Annotated in this window: 2 protein-coding genes; one reads left to right on the top strand and one right to left on the bottom strand. The window is 72.8% G+C overall.

Going from position 1 to position 2323, the window contains the following annotated elements:
- Positions 1-266: lytic transglycosylase domain-containing protein (locus ACFV4G_RS43370; protein WP_380449160.1), on the bottom strand; the 266-nt coding region annotated here is incomplete at its 3' end.
- A gap of 1376 nt (positions 267-1642) precedes the next feature.
- Between ACFV4G_RS43370 and ACFV4G_RS43375 the strand changes: the two genes are divergently transcribed.
- On the top strand, positions 1643-2230 hold the full coding sequence (locus tag ACFV4G_RS43375) for a hypothetical protein (RefSeq protein ID WP_380449162.1): 588 nt from the start codon (positions 1643-1645) through the stop codon (positions 2228-2230).
- Positions 2231-2323: the final 93 nt, after the last annotated feature.

A 2323-nucleotide genomic window follows, 5' to 3' on the forward strand; every position in this document is an offset into this window, starting at 1 on the left:
CAGTCCGCGCCGGCCGAGGCCATCTTCGAGGCCGGCAGGGCCTGGCCCAGGCCGTAGGAGCCCGAGCTCGGGTTGGTCGCGGTCACGTTCCAGCCCGACTCGTGGGAGATGATCTGGCTGAACGAGGCCAGCTGGTCCGCCGGCACGATCTGCGCGGCGATGGCCTGCGGGGAGGCGGTCGCGGCGCTGGCGGCGGCGGGGACCACGGCGGCACCCAGGGCGGTCAGACCAGCGGCGCCGGCGAGGATCGCGGCAGAGGTACGCATACGGAGCTTGAAAGCGGGCATGAAGAGCAAGACCTCAATCGGGTTGAGCCGAGAACACTCCCCGCCCGGGACCGCGGCCGGACAGGGGCCGAACGGTCGCGGGGAGTGACTCGGCGATTGGCCGCATCCGGCAGGAACAGGAGCCGGTGTGGCCGACGACGAATGCCAAGGTGCCAGACCGGAGCGGCGCCCTCCAAGGCCCCCTCGCTACGATCCGCGGTCGTAGCCGGAGGACCGGCACCGGATCGAGGGCGGGGCGGAACGGAGTGCGCCGACCCCTCCCGGTCTGCGCAAACGCCCTACGGCCTCGATGCGGAACGACGCCGAACGGACACCACTACCCGCCGTCGTGCCTGGCATTCGCGTGTGAGCGCACTCACCGCCCGGCCCCCGGCGACGTCACCGAGCCCATCCACGACCACCACGCTGAGTCGACACCGGGCGCCCGCCATTGAGACCGCCGCCACACCCCCGCCGGGGCGGGCCCGGCACCGGCACCGTCCGGCCCCGTCCCCGCCGTGGCCACGTGGAGGAGGCGCGGCGGGAGCAGCGGCGGGAACGGCGGCGGTCGGGACCGTGGCCGCTGCCGCCGGCGCACCGGGGCGGCGATACACCTGGGCGGCGGGGCGGCGGAAGTCGGGCAGGGCTCGACGGCCGTCCGGCCGGGAAGCGCCCGGCACACCGGTCAGCGCCGCGTTCCGGGTCGCGGAAGCGGACCACCGCCCACGGATCCGGCGGAACATCGGGCGCAGGCGGACCGCGTACACATCGGAAGACGTCCTCCACCGCACCCTGTGACCCGGCACCGGCACCGGCACGCTGCGGCCGGGGCGCTCCACGGACAGGTCGATCGTCGCGCTGACGGTCCGGCAGGTCAGGTCAGGTCCGTTCTCGCGCGCAGCCCCGTCGGAGAGACAGTCAGGCGTCGGGGCATCAATGCGCCGCTGGCGGGCCGGACTTCGCGGTTCAGCCGGGCAAGCGACCCCTTGATGTCGCCGTGAGTGAGGGTGTTTCAGGCTTCCCCCAGGCCCGTTTCAGGTGGACGGTGGGGCCGGGACGGTGTCACCGGTGAAACGTGGCGCCGGCTGCGCTCCGCAGGTGCGCATCGGGTGCCGGTCGATTCGGCCGTCCGCCGGCCGACGCTCGGCTCCGGCGATCCGCCGGCAGTGGGCCGCCGCGGTCTTAGCGGTGCTCGGGCCGGCACCGGGTGTCGGCGGCTTCGACCACGAACCGTCACCGTGCGGCCGGGGAAGCGGGCGCGGTGCCGGGCCGGATTTGGCCCGGCCTCACGGCCGCCGTCATTACTCAGAGTTGCCAAGGAGTGCGGGCTTCCGGTATTCCTATCCGGCCATCCTCGTGTCCCCTTAAGGATTGACGTGTCCATACCCCCCCAGCAGCCCTACGGCGCGCCGCAGCAGCCGTACGGCTACCCGGCCGCGGCCCCGCAGCCGACCGGCTCGAACGGCTTCGCCATCGCCGGTCTGATCCTGGCCTTCCTCTGCTCCCCGCTCGGCCTCATCTTCAGCATCATCGGCCTGGTCAAGTCGAAGAGCGCCGGCAAGGGCAAGGCGCCGGCGATCATCGGCCTCATCGTCTCGCTGCTCTCGATCGTGGCGGGCATCGTGGTCTTCGTGGTGATCGGCTCGAAGGTGGTCAAGGCCATCGACCCCGGGTGCACCAGCGCCACCAGCACGGTGACCACGTACTCGGACAAGATCTCCGCCGACGCGGGCAACCCGGCCGCGCTGAAGGCCGACCTCAAGAACGCGAGCGACGAGCTGAACGCCGCCGCGGCCAAGGCCGGCAACGCCGACGCCAAGAACGCGATCAGCGCGCTGGCCGGCGACTACCAGCAGATGTACACCGCGCTCAACACCGGCACCGCGCCGAGCGCCAACCTGCAGTCCAAGATCGAGACCGACGCCAACAAGGTCGACTCCGCCTGCGGCCACATCGGCAGCTGACCCCGGGGGTCAGCGCGCGGGCCGCATGATTCCGGCGCCCGCCGCCGGCTGACCTCCCGTCGGCGGCCCGGCACGCGTTCCCCTCCCGGGGAG

This window comes from Kitasatospora sp. NPDC059747, from assembly GCF_042732955.1.
In the GTDB taxonomy this organism is placed as follows: Bacteria; Actinomycetota; Actinomycetes; order Streptomycetales; family Streptomycetaceae; genus Kitasatospora.